This window comes from Nonomuraea sp. NPDC049714 (assembly GCF_044465295.1).
GTDB lineage: Bacteria > Actinomycetota > Actinomycetes > Streptosporangiales > Streptosporangiaceae > Nonomuraea.
The window spans coordinates 54,692-72,904 of the sequence record NZ_JBITLM010000017.1 but is presented as its reverse complement, the minus strand read 5'-3'; the positions used below and the strand labels follow the sequence as shown (position 1 = coordinate 72,904).

Sequence of the window (18,213 nt, the reverse complement as noted above, 5' to 3'; positions counted from 1 at the left end):
TCAGATCTCGCTCTCATGCGTGGTGCCCTCTTCCGTGGACACCACCTCGGTGATCAGGTCGAAGAAGGCACGGATGCCCGGCAGGTTGGCCCCCTTGGCCCGGGAGGCGGCGAAGTCGTCCGGCGATCGCCACTCCACGACGTCGAGCCACTCGCCGTCGGGCAGGCGGACCAGCCGGGCGCCGAGGAAGCCGGCGCGGTCGGCCCGGAAGTCCGCGATCATGCCCGGTCGTGCCGCCAGCAGCTGGTCAGCGCGCTCGGGAGGCACCCGGAAGCGGGTGAGTTCTACCGTTGTCGTCATACGAGCAGAATATGGTAAGAAATAGTGACAGTCAAGATTAGTGACCATTTGGAGGACATGGCCGTGCGCCGCAGTGAACGTAAGCAAGCCGACCCCGATCTCGGCGTCCTGAGCGGCCGCACGCTCTTCGGCCTGCAGAAGGAGCTGTTCGCCACCCTCGCCGAGCAGGGGCATCCGGAGCTCAGGCCGCGCCATGGCGCCGTGCTCGCCTATCTGGACGAGCAGGGCAGCAGGGCCACCGATCTGGCCGCGCAGTCAGGCCAGCACAAGCAGGTCATCGGGACCCTGGTGGACGAGCTGGTCGCGCTGGGGTACGTGGAGCGGCAGCCGGACCCGGCCGACCGCCGGGCCAAGCTGGTCGTGCCCACGGCGAAAGGGCTCGACGAGATGGCCCGCTCGGACGCCATCGTGGCCGCCATCGAGGAGCGGCACGCGCGGGCCGTGGGCGAGGAGGCCTACGCGGAGTTCAAGCGCGTCTACAGGCTGGTGGCGGGGCGGTCAGCTCAGCCGCAGTGACATCACCAGATAGCGGAAGGCCGGCTCGGCGTCGCCGGGAACGTCCTGGATCAGGGCCGGCCTGGTCGGCGACTCCATGTTGAGGCGGGCCAGCTCGCTGTCGATGCCGGTCAGGCCGTCGAGGAGGAACTGCGACTGGAAGGCGATCTGGATGTCGTCGCCGCGCAGCTCGCACTCGACCACCTCGGCGCCGCGGCCGATGTCGCCGCCGCCCGCCTGGATCAGCACCTGCCCCTGGCTGAACGACAGCCGGATGGCGGTGTTGCGCTCGGCCACCAGCGCCACCCGCTTGATGGCGGCCACGAACGGCGCCACCCGCACGTCGGCCCTGATCGACCAGTCGGCGGTCAACCGGGCGCGGTAGTCGATGAACTGCTCGTCGAGCAGCCGGACCGTGGTGCTGCGGCCGACGCTCTCGAACCCGGCCACACCGTCGCCCAGCGCCACCGACACCTCGCCGCCACGCAGTGACTTGGCCACCTCCACCAGCACCCGGGCGGGCACCATGGCGGAGATCGACGTGTCGGCGCCGACCGGACGCCAGGCGAAGTCCCGGGCGGCGATGCGATAGCGGTCGGTCGCGGCCATCGTGATCGAGTCGCCGTCGATGTCGACCCTGATGCCGGTGAGCATGGGGAGAGTGTCGTCGCGGCTGGACGCCGGCGCGACCTGCCCGACCGCCAGGGCGAAGACGCCGCCGCCGATCGCGCCGATGCTCGGCGGCATCGTGGGCATGGTCGGGAAGTCCTCGACGGGCATGGTGATCAGGCCGAACTCGGCGCTGCCGCAGGTGAGCACCGCCTCGGACCCCTCGGTGACGATCTCGACGTCATCGGCCGGGAGGCTCCGGCTGATCTCCGCGAGCAGCCGGCCGGGGATCAGCACGCTGCCCGTCTCAGCCACGTCGGCGTCGACCGTGGCGCGGGCCGACACGTCGTAGTCGAACGCGGACAGGCTCAGCTCCTCGCCCGCCTCCAGCAGCAGCCCGGACAGCACCGGCGTCACAGGGCGGCTGGGCAGGACCCTGGCGGCCCACGCGACCGCCTCGGCCAGGACATCGCGGTTAACCCGGATTTTCACCTGATCCACCCTTTCTCTCGGCGTGCCCTCTAGAAAATAGCCGAGGGCACCGACAAGAGTCCTCCTCAGCGACTGTTGAGGTAGGCGAGAACGGCCAGCACGCGGCGGTTGTCGTCGTCGGAGGGGGCCAGGCGGAGCTTGCCGAAGATGCTGGCCGTGTGCTTGGCCACGGCGCTCTCGCTGAGGTAGAGGCGCTGCGAGATGGCGGCGTTGGAGCGCCCTTCCGCCATGGCTTCGAGCACCTCCCGCTCGCGCGGCGTGAGCGCGGCCAGCGGCTCGTGCGCGGCGTTGCTGGCCAGCAGCTTCGCGATCACCTCCGGGTCCATCGCGGTGCCGCCCGCGGCGACCCGCCGGACCGCGTCGACGAACTGCTCGGCGTTGAACACCCGGTCCTTGAGCAGGTAGCCGATCGCGCCGGAGCCGTCAGCCAGCAGCTCGCGGGCGTAGAGCTGCTGGACATGCTGGGAGAGCACCAGAATCGGCAGGCCGGGCACCTGCTTGCGCGCGGCCAGCGCGGCCTGCAGCCCTTCGTCGGTCAACGTGGGCGGCAGCCGTACGTCCACGATGGAGACGTCGGGGCGGAGCTCCAGCAGGCCCTTGAGGAGCTCCGGGCCGCTCTCCACGGCGGCGACCACCTGGAAGCCGTGCGCCTGCAGCAGGTGGACCAGCCCTTCTCTGAGCAGGTAGAGGTCTTCGGCGATGAGCACGCGGAGAGGCACGTTGTGCACCATAGGCGGCTCGGTGCCGTCTAGCACGCCGCGCCCCCCTTCTTCTCGTGCAGCGCGGGCAGCGCCATGGCCACCACGTACATGGTCGTGCCGAGCGCGATCATGAGCGCGATGACCGGCCACTGCCAGGGCCCCGGCAGGTGCAGAGCGAGGAACCAGGTCTTCTCGTCAACGCCGAAGATCTTGAAGATGGCGGCCACGATCCCCTGCGGGAACATCGGGCACCAGGCCGTCGAGTGCAGGGCCACCACTGTCACCAGCTTCCAGCGCGGCAGCTTGGACAACTCGCCTGCCCAGTATTCGGGCAGCACCTGCGGCAGCTCCATGGTGACCGTGGTGGGGCCGCCGGGCGGGCTGTTGATCGCTAACACCCCGTCGAAGGCCGCCAGTCTGCGCTCGATGCCGGCCAGCCCGCTGCCCTTCGCCGGGTCGGCGCCTCCCCAGCCGTCGTCGGCCACCGTGATCCGCAGGTTGGGGCCGTTGCAGCTGATGTCGACCGCCACCGTCTTGGCCTTGCCGTGCCGGGCGGCGTTGGCCAGCAGCTCGCTGATCGCGAAGTAGGCCGCAGCCTCCACCGGGGACTCCGGCCGGTTCGGCAGGTCCGCCTCCACCGTCACCCGCAGCACGCTGTCCATCGCCAGCGCCCGCACCGCGTCCGCGAGCCCGCGCTCGGCCAGCACCGGCGGGTGGATGCCGCGGATGATCCGGCGCAGCTCCGTCAGCGTCTCCGCGGACGCCTCCCTGGCCTTGGCCATCAGCGCCTTGGCCGCGGCGGCGTCGGTGGCCATGAGCTGCTCGGCGGCGCCGATCGTCATGCCGATCGCCACCAGCCTGGCCTGGGTGCCGTCATGCAGGTCACGCTCGATCCTGCGCATCTCGGCCGCCTGCGTGTCCACGGCGAGGTTGCGTACCCTGCTGAGGTGGTTGACCTGGCCGGCCAGGCGGCTGGCCGCGGTCGCGGCCAGCAGCACCTCGCACCACAGCGCGTACACCCGCAGGCCGCGGCCGGGAAGCAGGATGAACAGCGGCACCAGCAGCACCTTGACCATCGGGTCCAGCGCCAGCCACAGGCCGTCGCGCCAGGTCGCCGGGTCGGTGAGCAGCCACTTCCAGCGGTCGTTCCAGGCCGGCATCCGCGGCGTCTTGTAGAGCGTGCGGTTCGACCGGTACATGCCGTCGGGCTGCGGCTGGGGAGGCGGCGGCTTGGGCAGGTACGGAGGCTCGATCGTGACCCCGGTGGAGGCGTGCACCACGCGCCTGGTCGTCCTCGTCACCCACCGGATCATCCGGACCTGCGGCGGGAAGAGGAAGACCATGCCCAGGCCGAAGGTCAGCATCAGCGTGAGCACCGACGAGGCGAGCGCGATCACCTCGGCGACGAGCAGCGCCAGCAGCGCCAGGACATGACCGAACTTCCGCAGCATCCCCTCAGTGTGCGCGATGGAAGGCGATACGCACACTGCATCTAGATACACCTTGCCCGGGCAACCAGCACGATTCTCCTGCGTACGGCCCGTTCCTAGGCTCAAGGCCATGAACGTCATCGAGGTCGAGAACCTCCACAAGCGCTACCCCAACCATGTGGCGGTGGACGACGTTTCGTTCGAGGTGCGGGCCGGGGAGATCTTCGGCATCCTCGGGCCGAACGGCGCGGGCAAGACCACCACCGTGGAATGCGTGTCCGGCATCCGCGCCCCTGACGGCGGCAAGGTGCGGGTCACCGGCATCGACCCGTCCCGCGACCGGGCCGCGCTGCGCCGGGTGCTCGGCGCGCAGCTGCAGAGCGCGGCCCTGCCGGAGAAGATCAAGGTCTGGGAGGCGATGGACCTGTACGCCTCCTTCTACCCCGAGCCGGCCGACTGGCAGGCGCTGCTGGAGCAGGTCGGGCTGTCAGCCAAGCGGGACACCGCCTTCGCCAAGCTCTCCGGCGGTCAGCGGCAGCGCCTGTCCGTCGCGCTCGCGCTGGTCGGCAAGCCGCGCATCGCGGTGCTCGACGAGCTCACCACCGGGCTCGACCCGCAGGCCAGGCGCGACACCTGGGAACTGGTCGAGAGCGTGCGCGACTCCGGCGTGACGATCGTGCTCGTCACGCACTTCATGGAGGAGGCCGAACGGCTCTGCGACCGGATCGCGCTCATCGACGCCGGACGCGTCGTCGCCACCGACTCACCCGCCGGCCTGATCGCCCGGGTGGGCGCCGAGCAGCGGGTGCGGTTCCGGCCGTCGGCTCCCGTGGCGGACTCCGTACTGACAGAGCTGCCCGGTGTGACGGACGTCAGCCACAGCGGCGACCAGGTGACGGTGTCCGGCACCGGGAACCTGGCGCACGTGGTCACCCTCGCCCTGGCCCAGAAGCAGATCGTCCCCGGTGACCTGCGCATCGAGCAGGCCTCTCTGGACGACGCGTTCCTCGCGCTCACCGGAAGGAAACTGGTATGAAGAAGATCCTCGCTGTCGAGATCAAGCTGATGCTGCGTGATTGGCCCAGCGTCGCCTTCAGCATCGTGTTGCCCGTCGTGCTGCTGGTGGTCCTGGGGCAGATCCCGACGCTGCGGACGCCCGATCCGGCGTTCGGCGGTCAGCGGTTCATCGACGCCCAGTTGCCCGCCCAGATGATCCTGCTGGCGTTGCTGACGATCTCCTTCACCACGCTGCCCAGTGTGCTGACCACTTACCGGGAGCGGGGGGTGCTGCGCAGGATGTCGACGACGCCGGTGCACCCGGCACGGCTGCTGGGCGCGCAACTGCTGATCCATCTGGTGGTGGCGCTGGTGGCGACGGTGTTGATCATCGTGCTCGGGTGGCTGGTGCTCGGCTCGCAGATCCCCTCGAGCATCTTCGCCTTCGTCCTCGTGGTCCTGTTCGGCACCGCGGCGATGCTCGCCATGGGGCTGGTGATCGCCTCGATCGCGCCCAACAGCAAGTCCGCGCCCGGCATCGGGTCGATCGCGATGTTCCCGCTGATGTTCGTGGGGGGCATGTGGATCCCGCGCGAGGCCATGCCGGAGACGCTGCGCACGGTCAGCGACTACTCGGTGGTCGGGCCGTTCATCAACGCCATGCGCGACACCTGGGCGGGCCAGCTGCCCCAGCTCCCGCACCTGATCGTGATCGCCGTCGGGCTGGCGCTGTTCAGCGGGCTGGCCGTCAAGCTCTTCCGCTGGGAGTAGCGCGACCTGGCGTAAGGTGACGAAATGGCGACTATCGCGCACATCAGCGACCTCCACATCGGCGGATCCGCGGCCAGTGTGGGCCGGGCCCGGGGCGTCATGCGGCATCTCGCGGCGCTCCGGCTCGACGCGGTGGTGGTCACCGGCGACATCGCCGACCACGCGCTGGTGGAGGAGTACGAGATCGCCGCTGGGCTCCTCCTCGGCGGCGACGTGCCGCTGATCGTCTGCCCCGGCAACCATGACGCGGTGCCGCCGTTCGAGAAGCTGATCGGGCCCGCCAACCAGGTGCTCAGACTCGACGAGGTCACGATCGCGCTGGCCGACTCCAGCGTGCCGGGCGAGCCGCACGGCTACCTCGCGGACGAGACGCTGGCCTGGCTCGACGAGATCCTCGCCGAACGGCCCGGGGTGCCGGCCTTCGTGGGCCTGCACCATCAGCCGATCGACCTCGGGATCCCATACGTGGACCGGATCAAGCTCACCGCTCCGGAACGGCTCGAAGCGGTCGTGCGCAGGCACCCGAACGTGGCGGGCGTGTTCACCGGCCACGCGCACACCGGGGTGTCGAGCACGTTCGCCGGTGTGCCGCTCGTCATCGCCCCCGGTGTCATCTCCACCTGCCTGACCCACGTCGAGACCGACGGCTTTCCCCTCGACTACGACCTGCCGCCCGCCTTCGCCCTGCACTTCTTCGACGGCGAGCGGCTGGTGACCCATTTCCGGCCGGTCATCCTCAAGTAACCTTGAGGATGTGACGAACGTGACATGGAACTCCCGGGAGCTGACCGTCGGCCAACTCGCCGAGCGCAGCGGCGTCGCCGTGTCCGCCCTGCACTTCTACGAGACCAAGGGCCTGATCTCCAGCCGCCGCACGGCCGGCAACCAGCGCCGCTACACCCGTGACACCCTGCGCAGGGTGGCGTTCGTGCGGCTGGCGCAGCGGCTCGGCATCCCCCTCAAGACCATCAAGGACGCCCTCGCCGAGCTGCCCGAGGAGCGCACCCCCACCCGCGACGACTGGGCGCGCCTGTCAGGAGCCTGGCGCAAGGAGCTCGACGACCGGATCGAGCAGCTCCAGCGCCTGCGGGACGACCTCACCGACTGCATCGGCTGCGGCTGCCTGTCGCTGGACCGGTGCGCGCTGGCCAACCCCTACGACCGGCTGGGCACCGAAGGGCCGGGCGCCCGGCGCATCGACACCCGCATCTGTCCTCCCGCCTCCCCGTGCCGTTAGCCCTTGGCGGGCGGCACGATCAGGATCGGGCGGTGGATGTGGTGCAGCACGTGGTTGGAGACGCTGCCCAGCAGCACCGAGCGCAGCCCGGCCAGACCACGCGACCCCATCACGACCAGCGTGACGTCCAGCTCGTCCGCCACCTCCACGATCGTCCGCCAGATCGACTCGGTCTCGGCGACCACCCTGGACGTGACCTCGGCGAACCCCGCGGCGGCGGCCAGCTCGGCCCCCTCCTTGGCCACCTGCTCCGCCTGACCCCGGGCCTCCCCCAGGTCCTCCGCGATCGTGATGGCCCCCAGCGGGAACCGGCGCATCCGCACGAGCAGCGGCTCCCACACGGTGACGACGATGGCGGGCCGACCGGCGAGGGCACGCCCGGCGAACTCGACGGCGGCCCGGGCGTCCGGCGAGCCGTCGTAGGCGATGAGAATGGTCATGACGCGCTTCCCTTCGCTCCTACTCACCAGTAGAGCACTCCCCAGGGTCACACGCGCGGGTCAGCGAGAGAGCCTCGGCGCGCCGTACGGAGATCAGGGTTCGTCCTCGGGCGTCAGGACGTGTCACCCGGCGGAAGCCGTCCCCAGGACGAAGGCGCGGGGGTCGCCGGTGAGTGCGGCCTTCGCCGCGACGCCGAAGCCGTCGGCGAGGATCTCGATCTTCCCGGCCTCGACCCCGTCGAGGGCGGCGCGGACGATGTCGACCGGGTCGTTCAGCACGCCGTCCGGAAGTGCGCCGCCCTCCAGGGCCTTGTCCGCGAAGGCCTTCATGGTCTCGGTGGCCGTCGGCCCGAACACCAGGCCGGTGACGAGGGTGCCCTGATCGGCGAGTTCGAGCCGGACCCCGTTGGTCAGGGCCCACTGTGCGGACTTGGCGACCGCGTAGGCGTTGTTGCCGTCGAAGCTCTGGAAGGACAGGACCGACAGGACGTTGAGGATGGCGCCGCCGCCGTTCCCGGCGAGGACGGGGGCGAAGGCCCGGATCATGGCGAGGGTGCCGTAGAAGTGGGTGTCGAGCGTCAGCCGGATCTTGTCGAGGTCACCGCCGACGAGGTTCACCCCCAGGGAGACCCCGGCGTTGTTGATCAGCAGGTCGACGTCGCCGGCGGCCGCCGCTGCCGCCGCGACGGACGCCGGGTCGGTGACGTCGAGCGGCAGCACCTCGGCGCCGGGAAGGTCCACGAGCTCCGGACGGCGGGCGGTGGCGTACACCTTGGCCGCGCCCCGGTGCAGCAGTTGCTCGGCGAAGTGGCGGCCGAGGTCGCGGTTGGCGCCGGTGACGAGGGCGGTGGCTCCGTGCAGTCGCATGTCTCTCCTTGGGTTCCGGCCCGGTACAGCCGGGCGTAATGAACCGTACGGAGCACCAGGTGCGTCAGTCGATACCCGTCTGGCTCAGATAATTATCCGATTGCCTCACCCTGACGTACGATCACCTCATGGATCTCCTGACAGACGTGCTCCAGGTGTCCGGCGTCCAAGGCACTCTCGGCACCCGGATCGAGGCGGGCGGAAGCTGGGCGATGGTCCTGGACGACTATCCCGGCGCTGCGATGCACGCCGTCACCGCGGGCGGCGCGTGGCTCACCGTCGCGGGCCGTGAGCCGGTGGAGCTGACCGCGGGCGACGTCGTCCTGCTCCCGGCCGGGACGCGGCACGCCCTGAGCGACGCCTCCGGCTCCCGGGCCGGGCCGTGCGACCAGGCGGAGGCGGCACGCGCCCGCGAGAGCGGCGAGGTGGTCCGGCTCGGTGCGCCGCCCGTGCGTACGCGCATCGTCACCATCCACTACAGCTGCGATCCGGCGACACGCACGCAGGTGCTGACCAGGCTTCCCGACCTCGTGCACGTCGGCGCCGAGGTGGGGGCGGACTGCTTCGACGACGCCGTGCGCATGCTCGGCCGCGAACTGGCCCACCCGCAGATCGCGACGACGGCCGTGCTCAACAGCCTGGTCGACATCATGCTGATCCAGCTGCTGCGCGCCTGGCTGGCCACCCGCCCGGCCGAGCAGCGCGGGACCTGGCTGGGCATGCTCGGCGATCCGATCGTCCGCGAGGCGCTGGAGCGTATCCACCAGGACCCCGCGCGGCCGTGGACGACCGCGACGCTCGCGTCCGCGATCGCGGTGTCGCGCGCGACGCTGTCACGGCGCTTCCCGGCGGCCATCGGGCAGAGCCCCGCCGCCTACCTGGCCCAGTGGCGGATGGATCTGGCCGCCATCCGGCTCCGCGACACCCACGACTCCGTCGAGGACGTCGCCGCCGCCGTGGGGTACGGCTCCGTCCCCGCCTTCAACCGCGCCTTCACCCGCGCCCGCGGCCGGACCCCGGGCCGCTACCGCATCGACGCCCGCACCCGGGCGCCCGCCCGATGACCGACGACCGGCCACGCGCCCGCTACGGCCGTCAGTGCTGCGCCATGTCGACGAACCGGCTGTAGTGGCCCTGGAACGCCACGGTGACCGTCGCCGTGGGGCCGTTACGGTGCTTGGCCACGATCAGGTCCGCCTCACCCGCTCGGGGGGACTCGCGCTCGTACGCATCCTCACGGTGCAAAAGGATGACCATGTCCGCGTCCTGCTCGATAGATCCAGACTCGCGCAGGTCGCTCACCATAGGGCGTTTGTCCGTACGCTGCTCGGGACCACGGTTGAGCTGCGAGATCGCGATGACCGGCACCTCCAGCTCCTTGGCCAGCAGCTTGATGGCACGCGAGATCTCCGAGACCTCGTTCTGACGGCTCTCGGTCTTCTTCGGTGAGCTCATCAGCTGAAGGTAGTCGATGATCACGAACCGCAGATCGTTGCGCTGCTTGAGGCGGCGGCACTTGGCCCTGATCTCCATCATCGACATGTTGGGCGAGTCGTCGATGAACAGCGGCGCCTCGGCCACCTCGCTCATCCGCCGTGCCAGCCGGGTCCAGTCGTCGTCGCCCATCATGCCCGATCGCATCGACTGCAGGGACACCCTGGCCTCGGCCGACAGCAGACGCATCGTGATCTCGTTGCGCGACATTTCCAGGGAGAAGATGACTGTGGTCATCCCATGCTTGATCGCCGCAGACCGGGCGAAGTCCAACCCCAGGGTGCTGTTGTGTGTCGGGATGCAGGTCCGGCCGGCCAGGTACATGTGATCGGCGTTAGCCACCTCGACACATCTGACCGGCCGTGACGGGACGGGACGCACGTCCACGATGTAGCGCACCAGCGTCGACGGATGCGCCCGATCCACCTGCCTGGCCGCCTTGCGAGGCAAGCGGAAGACCTTGTCCGGCGTGGTGAACTCGATCACGTAGCGGGTGGCAGATGCCTCGGTGCGCCCCTTCACTGGTTCGGTGTGAATCGTCGCTCGGTAACCGAGGCTGAGGACCAGCTCGTGCACATCATGGGCCAGCTGCCGGTTCGTCACCGCGAACTGGATCTGCCCGTCCGCGTTCACGTACCCATCGGAGTCGAGCAGACCTGCCAGCAGCTCGCGCCGCTGACTCTCCGAGCCGCGCAGATAATCGGCGGGAATGTGCTTGTCGCCCGGCACACCCGACGTGCGGCATCCCTCAGCTCGCAGATCGGCGATGATCTCAGGGTCGAGCGTGGTGACTCGCTCGCTTTCGCTCCGGCCGTCGCCGAGCCACATCCCTAGCAGGTAAGGGGAAAGCGGGAGATCCTGCTCGTCGAGCTGGAATGCAGTGGAAACCGCGACGGCATGGTTGGGCCGCCGATCCGCGGACGAGCACCTCAGCGTGGCGGCGATCTCCTCCGTGGTCACCACACTCCTGTGCCGAGCCGTCGTGGCGGCGTTCTTCGGCCTCGTCACCCTCTCGTACAGAGCTCCGAAGAGTTGAGCCGCAGGATAGGCGGGCGTCTGCCAGGAGTAGCTCCGGACCGGGCCGCCGACAGCCGCAGGCACTTTGCCGACCGTCCCCATTGCCTTCTCCACCGTGTGGAGGACGTAACGGAACTCCTGCCCGACGGTGGCCACGGCCTCTCGGTGGGTGATCCGCTGGTCACGAGCGGCGAGCGAGCCGTGGTACGCGTCCCTGACACGACGGACGGAGTCGGCGGGCCACTGGAACGACCGCAGATCGTCAGCGGCCCTCCTGGCGGCTCGTGTGGTGGTGCGCCACTGGTGCTGGGCGTCGGCCACGATGACCGTGCCGTCGCTGAACTCGACCTCGTAGCAGGGCCTGCCGTGCATGACCTCGGTGGCCGCGACGACGCGTGTCGGCTTGCCGTCGGCGCCGATGAGGTGGTCGCCGACCTGCACCTCGCCCATCGTCGTCCACCCGGCCGGCGTCGGGAGCGGCGTGTCCAGGGCGAGCGCCTTGCCGATGGCGGGCCGGGCGGCCACGACGATCATCTGGCCCGGGTGGAGGCCGTTGGTGAGCTGGTCGAGGTCCTGGAAGCCGGTGGGGACGCCGACCATCTGGCCGCTCCGGCTGCCGATGGCCTCCAGCTCGTCCAGGGCGCCCGGCATGATGTCGGCCAGGGCCGCGTAGTCCTCCGAGGTGCGGCGCTCGGTGACCTTGTAGATCTCCGCCTGGGCGCGGTCGACGAGGTCGTCGACCTCTTCGTTCTGGCCGCCGTAGCCGAAGGAGACGATGCGGGTGCCGGCCTCGATGAGGCGGCGGAGGATCGCCTGCTCACGGACGATCTTGGCGTAGTAGCCGGCGTTGGCGGCCGTCGGGACCACGGCCGTCAGGGTGTGGAGGTAGGCGGCGCCGCCGACCCTGGCCATCTCGCCGCGTTTCTGCAGCTCGTCGAAGACCGTGACCGCGTCGGCCGGCTCGCCCCGGCCGTAGAGGTCGGTGACGACGTCGTAGATCATCTGATGGGCGGGCCGGTAGAAGTCGTCGGACCGCAGGACCTCGACCACGTCGGCGATGGCGTCCTTGGACAGCAGCATGCCGCCGAGGACGGACTGCTCCGCGTCGATGTTGTTGGGTGGTGTGCGCTCGAAACCTGGGCCCGCGCCCACCTCTTCGTCGTCAATGCTCACCGCGCCCCCTCAACAGCTTGCAGGCGGTCGCACCACCCCCACTTGTAGTCGACCGGTGAGACAGTTTCCCGGCTCGCCGGGCCGAGGGCAACGCAGCCTGTGGATAACCCTGTGGTCAAGCTGTGGACGAACGGGCCGAAGATGTGAAAGGCCTGTGGACCAGCCTGGGGATAACTATGAAAGACATCCACCGAAACCGCTCTGACCTGGCACAACAGTGTCCACCGGCTGTGGAGGGAAGAAAGTTGGACCGCCACGCCGGGTAAGGGGCATAATAGACGGATGCCCATTACCACCCAGGACCGGGAGATACTCCGGCTGGCCGTGCCCGCGTTCGGGGCGCTGGTCGCCGAGCCGCTCTTCCTGCTCGCCGACTACGCCATCGTCGGCCATGGGCTGGGCACCACCGCCGTGGGCGCGCTGGGCGTCGCGGGGGCGGTCCTGACGACACTGGTGAACCTGTGCGTGTTCCTCGCCTACGGTACGACGGCCTCCGTGGCACGGCAGACGGGGGCGGGCAACCACGACCGGGCCATGCGCAGCGGCGTGGACGGCATCTGGCTGGCGCTGGCCATCGGCGCCGCGGTGATCGTGGTCTGCTGGCCGCTCGCCCCGGCCGTCGTGGACCTGTTCGGAGCCGCGCCTCACCAGGCCGAGCAGGCGGTGACGTACCTGCGGATCAGCCTGCTCGGCACGCCCGGGATGCTGGTCGTGCTGGCGGGCACCGGCGTGCTGCGCGGGCTGCAGGACACCGCCACGCCGCTGCTGGTGGCGGTGGGCTCCTTCGCGCTCAACGCGGTGCTGAACGCCTGGTTCGTGCTCGGCCTCGGCTGGGGCATCGCGGGATCGGCCTGGGGGACGGTGCTCGCGCAGACGCTGGGCGCCGCCGTGTACGTGAGCGTGGTCGTACGCGCGGCGAGGCGGCTGCGCACCCCGCTCAGACCCGATCCGGCCGGGGTCAGGCAGGCGGGCACGGCCGGCCTCGCCCTGCTCATCCGGACCATCTGCCTGCGGATCGTGCTCCTGGTCGCGATAACGATCGCCACCAGGATGGGGCAGGCCGAGCTGGCCGCCTACGCCATCGCCACCCAGATCTGGACCATGCTGGCCTTCACCCTGGACGCCATCGCCATCGCGGGGCAGGCCATCACCGGGCGGGCGCTGGGCGCCGGAGACACCGTCGCGACCAGGGCCGCGACCCGGCGGATGGTCGTCTGGGGCGTGTGGTCGGGGGTGGTGCTGACCCTGGTCGTGCTGGCGGTGCGGCCGCTGCTGCCAGGCCTGTTCGACGCCGATCCACAGGTAACCGCGCAGTTGCTGGCCGTGCTCTGGCCGGTGGCGCTGTTCCAGCCGATCTGCGGCGTGGTGTTCGTGCTCGACGGCGTGCTCATCGGCGCGGGTGACCAGCGCTATCTGGCGTGGGCCGGCGTGTGGACGACGCTGGCCTACCTGCCCGCCGCCTTCGTCGCCGCCGAGCACGGCATCGTCGCCCTGTGGTGCGCGCTGGGGGTGTGGATGGCCGCCCGGCTCGTCACGCTGGGCCGGCGCGCCATGGGCAGCGCCTGGCTGGTAACAGGGGCGTAATCCTCCCGTGCTTGCCGTTGTCGTAGTGGTAAGGCAGTGTGGGCGAGTCCCATGAGCGGGGTGTGTCTTGTCCACTATCACGCGATCCTCCATCACCCGGCGCCTGCCACCTGCTGAGGCGACCGAGCTGCGCACCGGTGCCCGGCATGCGCTGGCCCAGGTCTATCGCACGGCCGACCTCGTGGTGCTCGGACTCGGCGTCATGATCGGCGCCGGCATCTTCAGCATCGCCGGCCAGCAGGCCAAGACCACGGCCGGGCCGGGCGTGATCCTGTCGTTCATGATCGCCGGGATCGCCTGCCTGCTCGCCTGCCTGTGCTATGCCGAGCTGTCGTCCACGATGCCGAGATCCGGCAGCGCCTACACCTTCGCCTACGTCATCTTCGGCGAGGTGTGGGCGTGGATCATCGGCTGGGCGCTCATTCTGGAGCTCCAGCTCGCCGCCGCCGTGGTGGCGCGGGCCTGGTCGCAGATCACCGTCGGCGCCATCACCAACTTCGGGGTACGGGTGCCGTACCCCGACGTGGTCGCCACCGTCCTCGTGGTGGTCATCCTGGTGCTGCTGACCGGGGTCGTGGCGGTCGGCGCGCGGATCGGCCTGCGGGCCCTGTGGGTCATGGTCGCGGCCAAACTGCTGGCCATCGGCGCCGTCATCGTCGTCGGAGCCATGCACATCGACGTGGCCAACTTCGGCGACCTCTACGCCGAGCCGCAGCCCGTCAGCGGCACGAAGACGACCGTGCTCGACTTCTTCGTCGGTCAGGACCAGGCGTTCGGCTGGATCGGCGTGTTCGCGGCGGCGCCGGTCATCGCCTTCGCCTACATCGGCTTCGACATCGTCGCCACCGCCGCCGAGGAGACCGTCAACCCTCGCGCCATGGTGCCGAAGGGCATGATCCGCAGCCTGGTGGTGGCCACGGTGATCTACATCGCGGTGGCCGTGGTCATGGTCGGCATGATCCCGTACACCAGCATCTCCCTGGACGCCCCGCTGTCCAGCGCCTTCCAGGACGTCGGCGTGGACTGGATGGGGCACGTCATCGACGTCGGCGGGGTGCTCGGCCTGACGACCGTGATCCTGGTGCTGATCGTGGGCCAGACGCGCGTGCTGTTCTCGATGGCCCGCGACGGGCTGCTTCCCAGGCAGCTGGGCGCGATCAGCCGCGCCTATCACACGCCGCAGCGGGCGACGCTGGTGATCGGCGCGGTGGCGATCGTGCTGGCGGTGTTCGTGCCGGTGCTCACCATGCAGGAGCTCGTGGTGATGGGCACGCTGTTCGCGTTCCTGTTCGTGGCGGCCGGCGTGATCGCGATGCGCCGGACGATGCCGGACCTGGAGCGGGGCTTCCGGGTGCCGCTCTCACCGCTGCTGCCCATCGCCTCGCTCGTCGCCACCCTCTGGCTCATGGTCAACCTGCAACTGCTCACCTGGGCGTGGTTCGCCCTGTGGATGGCCTTCGGCCTGGTGGTCTATCTCGTGTACGGCAGGCGGCGCAGCCTGCTCTCCCAGGCCGAACGGCCCCCGCCGGAGGCCGGTGGCCGGGGCCGGCACCGGCGTTAGCGCGTTGCGGCGCTGAAGCCTCAGAGGCGGCCGGAGCCGAGCACGCTACGCAGGAAGCTGCGGGTGCGGTCGTGCTCCGGCTCGGTGAAGATCTTCTCCGGCGGGCCCTTCTCCAGCAGGACCCCGTCGTCGAGGAAGCACACGGTGTCGGAGATGTCGCGGCAGATGGACATCTCGTGGGTCGTCACGATCATCGTCATGCCCGACTCCTTGAGCTCCCTGATCAGCGCGATCACCTCGACGACCAGCTCGGGGTCGAGCGCCGAGGTGACCTCGTCCAGCAGCATCAGCCTGGGCCCGGTGGCCAGGGCCCGGATGATGGCCACCCGCTGCTGCTGGCCGCCGGAGAGCTGGTCGGGATAGGCACGGGCCTTGTCCGCCAGCCCGAACCTGCCCAGCAGCTCGACGCCTTGCTCCTCGGCCTGCTCCTTGGCGACCTTGTGCACCTGCCGGGGGGCCAGGGTGATGTTGTCCAGCACGTTCATGTGCGGGAACAGGTTGAACGCCTGGAAGACCATGCCGAGCCGCTTGCGCACGTCGTCCGCGTTCACCCGCGGGTCGGTGATCTCCTGGCCGTCGAGGTGGATGGCGCCGTCGTCGACCGTCTCCAGCAGGTTCACGCAGCGCAGCAGCGTCGACTTGCCCGACCCGGACGCGCCGATCAGGCTCACCACCTCGTGCGGGCGGACTTCCAGGTCGATGCCGCGCAGCACGCTGTGGTCGCCGAAGTCCTTCCACACCCCGTCGATGGTCAGCAAGCTCATGCCCCCCGCCTCCTCCGCGTGCGCTCGGCCAGATGGTCGGTGAACCGGGCCATCGGGATCGTCAGCAGGATGAACAGCAACGACGTGACCAGGTAGGGGGTGTAGTTGAAGGTGCCGGCGGCGTGGATCTGCGCCTGCCGGAGCGCCTCCAGCGGCCCGATGGTGGCCACCAGCGCGGTGTCCTTCTGCAGCGAGATGAAGTCGTTCAGCAGCGGCGGCACCACCCGGCGGGTGGCCTGCGGCAGCACCACGAACCGCATCGTCTTGACGTGGCTCAGGCCGAGCGAGCGGGCGGCGGCCACCTGGCTCGGATGGATGGACTCGATGCCGGACCGGAACACCTCCGCCACGTACGCGCCGTACGACAGGGTGAGCGCGATGATGCCCAGGGTCGCCAGGTCGGTGGGGGCGCCCTGCAGGTTGAGCGCGGGCAGCCCGAAGCCGATCAGGTAGATGACCAGGATCGTCGGCACGCCGCGGAAGACGTCGGTGTAGAGCGTGGCCAGCGCCCGGACCGGGAAGAAGGCGGGCGTGCGGATGTTGCGGGCCAGCGCGACCAGCAGACCGACCACCAGGATCAGCGGCTCGGCGATCAGGAACATCTTGATGTTGAGCAGGAAGCCGTCCAGCACGTCCGGCAGCGCCCTGACGAACATCTCCCCGTCGAAGAACGTCTCCCGCACCCGGGGCCAGCCGGGCGCGTTGGTGACGATCCACACGACCAGGACGACGAAGACGAACGTCGAGGCGGTGGCGATCGAGGCCGTGCGGCGGCCCTGGGACCTGCGGATCCGCTCCCGCTCGTGCTGCCGCTCGCTCTTGACCCGGGTGGGCCCGGCGGTCACTTCAGCTCCGGCGCGCCCGCCGCCTCGCTCAGCCACTGCTGCTCGATCTTGGCCAGCTCGCCCTTGGTCTTGAGTGCGTCGACGGCCTTGTCGACGCACGACTTGAGGGCGCTGCCCCGCTCCATGACCAGGCCGAACTCCTCGGGTGTGCCGCCCGTCGCGCTGAACTGCCCGATGATCTTCGAGTTCTCGACCTGCGCGGCCGTGACGTAGAACGCCGTCGGCAGGTCCAGGACCAGCGCGTCGATCTGCTTGTTCTTCAGCGCGTTGATGCTGTCGATCTGCTCGTTGTAGACGTTCGGGTCCTTCTCCGGCTTGATCACCTCACGCACGGCGTTGAGCGAGGTGGTGCCGACCTGCACGCCGATCTTGACGCCCTTGAGCTCGGCCAGCGACGTGGCGGAGGCGGCCTTGCCACCGTCGAGGGCCACGACGGCCTGCTTGACGGTGTAGTAGCCGTGGCTGAAGTCGACGGCCTTGGCCCGGTCAGGGGTGATGGAGACCTGGTTGATGTCGAAGTCGAACTGCTTGGGGCCGGGCGCGAAGGCCGCGTCGAACTTGACCGTGTTCCACTGCACCTCGGTGCGGTCGAAGCCGAGCTCCCCCGCCACCGCGTGCGCCACCGCGCTCTCGAAGCCCTGGCCGTTGGCCGGGTCGTCGTCCTTGAACCACGGCTCGAAGGCCGGCTTGTCCGTGCCGATCGTCAGCTTCCCCGGGGTGATCAGCTTGAGCTGCTCCTTGGTGCAGGCGGTGGACGCCGTCGGAGCGGCCGAGGTGCTCGCCGTGTTGTCGGCAGGCGCACACGCGACGGCCGCCGCCGCGAGCGCGCCTAGCGCGAGCAGCATCGAGGGACGGGCCATGGCTGAGCCTCCAGGGGGAAATACAGGGGAAGAACGTAGGAATTGTACGCTCCGACCTGCGGGTGAAGTGCGGCGGCCCGCCTCCCCGTGAAAGGGAGACGGGCCGCGGCCAAGCCGGAAATCGTCAGCCGGCGACGACCTCGACGTCAACGGACGCCGAGACCTCGGGGTGCAGCTTGACGGTCACCTTGTGGGAGCCGACGCTCTTGATCGGGTTGACGATCTCGATGCGGCGGCGGTCGAGGGTCGGACCGCCGGCGGCCTTGACGGCCTCGGCGATGTCGCCCGTGGTGATCGAGCCGAACAGGCGGCCGGAGTCGCCCGCGCGGGTGGTCAGCCGGACGCGGAGCGCGCCGATCTGGCCGGCGACCTCCTTGGCCGTGCCCATGTCGCGGATCTCGCGGGCGTCACGAGCCTTCTTGATGGACTCGATCTGCTTCTCGGCGCCACGCGTCCAGCGCATGGCGTAGCCGCGCGGGATGAGGTAGTTACGGCCGAAACCGTCCTTGACCTCGACGACGTCGCCAGGGGTGCCGAGGCCGGAGACCTCGTTGGTGAGGATGAGCTTCATATCGAC

Annotated in this window: 19 protein-coding genes; 8 read left to right on the top strand and 11 right to left on the bottom strand. The window is 69.8% G+C overall.

The window, feature by feature from the left end; all coding sequences use genetic code 11:
- Entirely contained in the window at positions 1–300 is a 300-nt protein-coding gene (locus ACIBQX_RS44330; RefSeq protein WP_397015650.1) for an antibiotic biosynthesis monooxygenase family protein, read from the bottom strand.
- Between the two features lie 63 nt (positions 301–363).
- On the opposite strand from ACIBQX_RS44330, the gene ACIBQX_RS44325 reads away from it, so the two are divergent.
- Positions 364–816 carry a MarR family winged helix-turn-helix transcriptional regulator gene (locus tag ACIBQX_RS44325; RefSeq protein ID WP_397015648.1) on the top strand — a complete coding sequence of 151 codons (453 nt, stop codon included), beginning with the start codon at positions 364–366 and terminating at the stop codon, positions 814–816.
- Here ACIBQX_RS44325 and dnaN read toward each other — a convergent pair.
- From dnaN to ACIBQX_RS44310, 3 genes are all read right to left on the bottom strand, one after another.
- Positions 799–1,896: a DNA polymerase III subunit beta gene (dnaN, locus tag ACIBQX_RS44320; RefSeq protein WP_397015646.1), complete on the bottom strand. Its 1,098-nt coding sequence runs from the start codon at positions 1,894–1,896 to the stop codon at positions 799–801. The two genes, ACIBQX_RS44325 and dnaN, sit on opposite strands and share 18 nt — an antisense overlap.
- A 65-nt stretch (positions 1,897–1,961) precedes the next feature.
- Positions 1,962–2,615 carry a response regulator gene (locus tag ACIBQX_RS44315; RefSeq protein ID WP_397015644.1) on the bottom strand — a complete coding sequence of 218 codons (654 nt, stop codon included), beginning with the start codon at positions 2,613–2,615 and terminating at the stop codon, positions 1,962–1,964.
- Between the two features lie 29 nt (positions 2,616–2,644).
- The gene (locus ACIBQX_RS44310) at positions 2,645–4,048 is read right to left on the bottom strand and encodes a sensor histidine kinase (protein WP_397015642.1); all 1,404 of its coding nucleotides are present in this window, start codon (positions 4,046–4,048) and stop codon (positions 2,645–2,647) included.
- Between the two features lie 109 nt (positions 4,049–4,157).
- On the opposite strand from ACIBQX_RS44310, the gene ACIBQX_RS44305 reads away from it, so the two are divergent.
- The 4 genes from ACIBQX_RS44305 to soxR are packed head-to-tail and all read left to right on the top strand — an operon-like array spanning position 4,158 to position 7,031.
- The gene (locus ACIBQX_RS44305; RefSeq protein ID WP_397015640.1) at positions 4,158–5,063 is read left to right on the top strand and encodes an ABC transporter ATP-binding protein; all 906 of its coding nucleotides are present in this window, start codon (positions 4,158–4,160) and stop codon (positions 5,061–5,063) included.
- Positions 5,060–5,794: an ABC transporter permease gene (locus ACIBQX_RS44300; protein WP_397015638.1), complete on the top strand. Its 735-nt coding sequence runs from the start codon at positions 5,060–5,062 to the stop codon at positions 5,792–5,794. The genes ACIBQX_RS44305 and ACIBQX_RS44300 overlap by 4 nt, the downstream gene beginning before the upstream one ends.
- A gap of 24 nt (positions 5,795–5,818) precedes the next feature.
- Positions 5,819–6,538: a metallophosphoesterase gene (locus ACIBQX_RS44295; protein WP_397015636.1), complete on the top strand. Its 720-nt coding sequence runs from the start codon at positions 5,819–5,821 to the stop codon at positions 6,536–6,538.
- Positions 6,539–6,548: 10 nt separating this feature from the next.
- Positions 6,549–7,031 carry a redox-sensitive transcriptional activator SoxR gene (soxR, locus tag ACIBQX_RS44290; RefSeq protein WP_397015634.1) on the top strand — a complete coding sequence of 161 codons (483 nt, stop codon included), beginning with the start codon at positions 6,549–6,551 and terminating at the stop codon, positions 7,029–7,031.
- On the opposite strand, the gene ACIBQX_RS44285 is transcribed toward soxR, so the two are convergent.
- On the bottom strand, positions 7,028–7,471 hold the full coding sequence (locus ACIBQX_RS44285; protein ID WP_397015632.1) for a universal stress protein: 444 nt from the start codon (positions 7,469–7,471) through the stop codon (positions 7,028–7,030). The genes soxR and ACIBQX_RS44285 overlap by 4 nt on opposite strands.
- Positions 7,472–7,594: 123 nt before the next feature.
- Positions 7,595–8,338, bottom strand: coding sequence for an SDR family oxidoreductase (locus tag ACIBQX_RS44280; RefSeq protein WP_397015630.1), 744 nt, complete (start codon positions 8,336–8,338; stop codon positions 7,595–7,597).
- 128 nt (positions 8,339–8,466) lie between these two features.
- Between ACIBQX_RS44280 and ACIBQX_RS44275 the strand changes: the two genes are divergently transcribed.
- Complete coding sequence (locus ACIBQX_RS44275; RefSeq protein ID WP_397015628.1) at positions 8,467–9,402, top strand: cupin domain-containing protein; 936 nt, start codon at positions 8,467–8,469, stop codon at positions 9,400–9,402.
- A 31-nt stretch (positions 9,403–9,433) separates the two neighbouring features.
- Here ACIBQX_RS44275 and dnaB read toward each other — a convergent pair whose 3' ends face one another.
- Complete coding sequence (gene dnaB, locus ACIBQX_RS44270) at positions 9,434–12,022, bottom strand: replicative DNA helicase (RefSeq protein ID WP_397015626.1); 2,589 nt, start codon at positions 12,020–12,022, stop codon at positions 9,434–9,436.
- 282 nt (positions 12,023–12,304) lie between these two features.
- Here dnaB and ACIBQX_RS44265 point away from each other — a divergent pair, with 282 nt between their 5' ends.
- The gene (locus ACIBQX_RS44265; RefSeq protein WP_397015624.1) at positions 12,305–13,606 is read left to right on the top strand and encodes an MATE family efflux transporter; all 1,302 of its coding nucleotides are present in this window, start codon (positions 12,305–12,307) and stop codon (positions 13,604–13,606) included.
- Positions 13,607–13,673: 67 nt separating this feature from the next.
- Complete coding sequence (locus ACIBQX_RS44260; protein WP_397015622.1) at positions 13,674–15,167, top strand: APC family permease; 1,494 nt, start codon at positions 13,674–13,676, stop codon at positions 15,165–15,167.
- 20 nt (positions 15,168–15,187) lie between these two features.
- Here ACIBQX_RS44260 and ACIBQX_RS44255 read toward each other — a convergent pair whose 3' ends face one another.
- The 4 genes from ACIBQX_RS44255 to rplI form a co-directional block, all read right to left on the bottom strand.
- Complete coding sequence (locus tag ACIBQX_RS44255; protein ID WP_397015620.1) at positions 15,188–15,931, bottom strand: amino acid ABC transporter ATP-binding protein; 744 nt, start codon at positions 15,929–15,931, stop codon at positions 15,188–15,190.
- Positions 15,928–16,776: an amino acid ABC transporter permease gene (locus tag ACIBQX_RS44250; RefSeq protein ID WP_397015618.1), complete on the bottom strand. Its 849-nt coding sequence runs from the start codon at positions 16,774–16,776 to the stop codon at positions 15,928–15,930. The genes ACIBQX_RS44255 and ACIBQX_RS44250 overlap by 4 nt, the downstream gene beginning before the upstream one ends.
- Entirely contained in the window at positions 16,773–17,636 is an 864-nt protein-coding gene (locus ACIBQX_RS44245) for an ABC transporter substrate-binding protein (RefSeq protein ID WP_397015616.1), read from the bottom strand. Before ACIBQX_RS44245 ends, ACIBQX_RS44250 begins: the two co-directional genes overlap by 4 nt.
- A 124-nt stretch (positions 17,637–17,760) precedes the next feature.
- Positions 17,761–18,207, bottom strand: coding sequence for a 50S ribosomal protein L9 (gene rplI / locus ACIBQX_RS44240; RefSeq protein ID WP_397015614.1), 447 nt, complete (start codon positions 18,205–18,207; stop codon positions 17,761–17,763).
- Positions 18,208–18,213 lie beyond the last annotated feature (6 nt).